3 protein-coding genes are annotated in these 4238 nt (G+C 60.9%); 1 reads left to right on the top strand and 2 read right to left on the bottom strand.

Features of this window, described 5'->3' with window-relative positions; translation table 11 throughout:
- A partial coding sequence (locus tag ACOVQ0_RS11285; RefSeq protein ID WP_421884388.1) for a porin occupies positions 1-956 on the bottom strand: 956 nt, incomplete at its 3' end.
- 277 nt (positions 957-1233) lie between these two features.
- On the opposite strand from ACOVQ0_RS11285, the gene lepA reads away from it, so the two are divergent.
- Positions 1234-3051, top strand: coding sequence for a translation elongation factor 4 (lepA, locus tag ACOVQ0_RS11280; protein WP_421884390.1), 1818 nt, complete (start codon positions 1234-1236; stop codon positions 3049-3051).
- 65 nt (positions 3052-3116) lie between these two features.
- Here lepA and ACOVQ0_RS11275 read toward each other — a convergent pair.
- A partial coding sequence (locus ACOVQ0_RS11275; RefSeq protein WP_421884386.1) for a helicase-related protein occupies positions 3117-4238 on the bottom strand: 1122 nt, incomplete at its 5' end.

Here is a 4238-nt window from a genome sequence, read left to right as displayed (position 1 = left end):
CCATCGAGCCTGTCCGGCATGGTGGCCAGAGCAACCGTCATCAGGCCACCGGTGCGTTCCGTGCGGTTGACCGTCTGTCCATTGTAGACGCCAAAGCCGAGCGCGCCGTAGTTGCCGAACAGCTTTTGCCCGTCCTTTGCCAGATCGTCCCAGATCGCCTGAATTGCCGGTGGTGTAAAATAGGCTACTGCGCCCAGATCGCGCTCTCCGGGAACGGACTGGTTGATGGCATCGGTGCGGTCGAGCGGCACGCGGTTCTGCGAGCTTTGCAGGTTTTCCCATCCAAATGGCACTTTCGACTGGCCGAAGCGCAGGCGCAGAGTCTTTGAATCGTTCAGGAAGACATCGGCATAGGCATCGCGCATCTGGAAATAGTGCAGCCGCGATTCGCCGCCGGACTGGTTGGCAATCGAAGAGGCGAGATCACCCTGAAGATAGAGCGAGACGCGATCCGAAATATCGCCCTGCACGACCAGACGGGCGCGACGAATCGAGAAATTGCCGTTTTCATTGATGCCGCTGTCCTGCACGGACCGCAGGCGTGATAAGCCCGATGCAGCGGATTTGGGACCGCTGACGATCTCGTTCATGCGCAACTGGGTATAGCCGCGAATCTGCAGCTTTTCGTACCACGCCTTTTTCTTCTTCTCTGCCGGTGTGGTGGCGGAGGCGGTGGCAGCGGGGGCGGCGGCCAGTTGCACGGGCTGCGCCGGAGGCGTGCCGGTTGCTGCAACAGCTGCCGGTGTTGCGCCATGCGAAGAAGCGGCAGCCATTTGCGCCGCGCCTTGCTGCGTTTCCTGCATCGCGCGGACCATCGCCTTCAGTTCATCGACCTGACGCTGGAGATCGGCGATCTTGGCATTCTGATCCTGTGGCGCTTCCTGAGCCTGCGCAATTCCTGCCGCGCTCACAAATACGCTTGCCGCGAGTGCCGCCCTGAAAGCCCTGCCGTTCATTTCCTGAGAATCTCCAACTCGCAGCGATCTGCTTCTGGGCAGCCCGCTAGTCGCTCAAAATGACGAATATGTGACAGCAAATTGACGCATTCCTTGGCGAATGAGAGGGTGAATTCTGATCAATATACTGAAAAATCTACAGAAATAGTTCGTTACAGTTTTGCAAAACACGTCAGAAAAATGTCTTTGAAATGCAAATTTCTGGCCGCGCCCTGTAACGACGTTCACACCGGTGTCTGGCGTGACTCGCAGCCTCGCACCTGCTAACGGCGCGCGCATGACAGACCTTTCGTTGATCCGTAACTTTTCGATCATTGCCCATATCGACCACGGCAAGTCCACGCTGGCGGATCGCCTGATCCAGTACACTGGAGGGCTTTCTGCGCGTGAGATGTCCGAGCAGGTGCTCGACAACATGGACATCGAGAAGGAGCGCGGCATCACGATCAAGGCGCAGACCGTGCGCCTTGATTACAAGGGCAAGGACGGCAAGACCTACCAGCTCAACCTGATGGACACGCCGGGCCACGTTGACTTTGCCTATGAAGTCAGCCGCAGCCTTGCCGCGTGCGAAGGCGCGCTTCTGGTGGTTGACGCCGCGCAGGGCGTGGAAGCGCAGACGCTGGCAAACGTCTATCAGTCTATCGAACACGATCACGAGATCGTGCCGGTGATCAACAAGATCGATCTGCCCGCCGCCGAGCCGGAAAAGGTGAAAGCCGAGATCGAGGACGTGATCGGGCTGGACGCCAGCAATGCGGTGATGACCAGCGCCAAATCGGGCATCGGGATCGAGGAAGTGCTGGATGCCGTGGTCGAGCGTATTCCCGCGCCAACGGGAGATCGGACCGCGCCGCTCAAGGCCATGCTGGTGGATTCCTGGTACGATCCTTACCTTGGCGTCGTGATCCTTGTTCGCGTGATCGATGGCGTCATCAAGAAGGGGCTGCAGGTCAAGTTCATGGCCGGTGGCACCGAGCATCTGATCGATCGCGTGGGTTGCATGAGGCCCAAGATCGATACGCTGGACGAACTCGGCCCCGGCGAGATCGGCTTTATCACAGCCCAGATCAAGGAAGTTGCGCAGGCGCGCGTGGGTGACACGATCACCACCGTAAAGCAGGGCGCGACGGTGCCGCTGCCGGGCTTCAAGGAAGTGCAGCCGGTTGTCTTCTGCGGCATCTTCCCGGTTGATGCTGCGGACTTTGAGAAGCTGCGTGAAAGCATTGCCAAGCTGCGTCTGAACGATGCTTCGTTCAGCTTCGAAATGGAATCGAGCGCGGCGCTGGGCTTTGGTTTCCGCTGCGGCTTCCTCGGATTGCTGCACCTTGAAATCATTCAGGAGCGCCTCAGCCGGGAATACGATCTCGACCTGATTACCACTGCGCCTTCAGTGGTTTACCGCATCCAGTTGCGCGCGAGCCGAACCGATGATGCGCGCGAAATCCTGCTGCACAACCCGGCGGATTATCCCGACCCAAGCCGCATCGAACAGATCGACGAACCGTGGATCAAGGGCACGATCTATACGCCTGACGAATACCTGGGGTCAGTGCTGAAGCTGTGTCAGGATCGTCGCGGCGTGCAGACCGGGCTGACCTATGTCGGCGGGCGCGCGCAGGTGACCTATGAACTGCCACTCAACGAAGTGGTGTTCGACTTTTACGACCGCCTGAAATCGATCAGCCGTGGCTATGCCTCGTTCGATTACGAACAGATTGGGTTGCGCGAAGGCGATCTGGTGAAGATGAGCATCCTCGTCAACAATGAGCCGGTCGATGCGCTGTCGATGATCGTTCACCGCAGCGCCGCCGAGGCACGCGGGCGGCATATGTGCGAGCGGTTGAAGGATCTGATCCCGCGCCACCTGTTCAAGATTCCGATTCAGGCGGCTATTGGTGGCAAGGTTGTTGCGCGCGAGACGATTGCCGCGATGCGCAAGGACGTGACCGCCAAATGTTATGGCGGCGACATCAGTCGCAAGAAGAAGCTTCTGGAAAAGCAGAAGAAGGGCAAGGCGCGGATGCGCGAGTACGGCAACGTCTCGATCCCGCAGGAAGCGTTCATTGCTGCGCTGCGGATGGGCGAAGAGTAGCTTACAGCCTTTGCTTTACAGGAAACAAAGAACCCGCCGGAAGCGATCCGGCGGGTTCTTTTGTATCAGCGTGACCCTTGTGGTCCCTTGCGATGCGGCTTGCCCTGAGGGCGCTGCCCGGCGGGGTGCGGGCGGCGCGGGGGGCGGCGATCATCACTGCGCGGCCCATCATGATGAGGACCGTTCCGACGTGGTCCATCGTTGCCACGCCGATTGTCGCGTGCAATTTCGCGCGGGCCGTCGGGAGCCACTTCGATGTGGATGCCGTTCTCGTCTTCGCCCCGCGGATCGGCGGTGCGGCGGACGGCATCGGCAAAGCGATCGGCAATGGCGCGCGGGACCTGGAACCAGGTGTCGTTCGGTGCGATGCGAATGGCGCCGATTTCCTGCCGCGACACGTGGCCACGCCGGCACAGCGTTGGCAGGATCCAGCGCGGATCGGCGTTCTGGCGGCGGCCAACATCCATGCGGAACCACACCACATCGTCAAAGCCGGGGCGATGTGCGGCCTGCTTGCGGCCATCGTCGCTGCCCGAAAGCAGTTCTTCGGGCTGAGGCAGCGACGCGCGGTGGGCGCGGACGAGAGCGGTGGCGAGTTCTTCGGGCGTGCGCTGTTCCAGAAGCGTGCGCGCGATGTCCACATCCGCTTCGTCCATTTCGACAGGAGCGAGAATGGTTTCGAGCAGGCGTTCACGATCCTGCGCGCGGATCGCTTCGGGGGTGGGCACATCAGCCCATTCCGCGTTGATCTTCGCACCGCGCAGCATCATTTCGACGCGGCGACGGCGCGGGAAGGGGACGATGAGCACGGCGGTGCCCTTCTTGCCCGCGCGCCCGGTGCGGCCTGATCGGTGCTGCAGCGTTTCGGCATCGCGCGGAATTTCAACGTGAACCACGAGGCTGAGCGAGGGGAGATCAATCCCGCGCGCCGCGACGTCGGTCGCCACGCAAACGCGGGCGCGGCGGTCACGCAGGGCCTGAAGGGCGTTGTTGCGCTCTGACTGGCTATGTTCACCCGAAAGCGCGACAGCGGTAAATCCGCGTTCGACCAGCGTGGCATGAAGGCGGCGCACATTGTCGCGCGTGGCGCAGAACAGCATGGCGGTTTCGGCTTCGTGGAAACGCAGAAGATTGACCACTGCGGCTTCGATCTCCGCCGGATCGCCCACATCGGGGAACAGGCGAAT

The sequence above is a fragment of the Novosphingobium sp. genome, from assembly GCF_049240505.1.
Lineage (GTDB): Bacteria > Pseudomonadota > Alphaproteobacteria > Sphingomonadales > Sphingomonadaceae > Novosphingobium.
Note: the sequence above shows the minus strand (reverse complement) of the source record. Positions and strands in the feature narration are given on the sequence as shown.

Bases quoted from the DNA above. Each gene is read 5' to 3' on its own strand.
- lepA (WP_421884390.1), top strand. From the start codon at position 1,234: ATGACAGACCTTTCGTTGATCCGTAACTTTTCGATCATTGCCCATATC.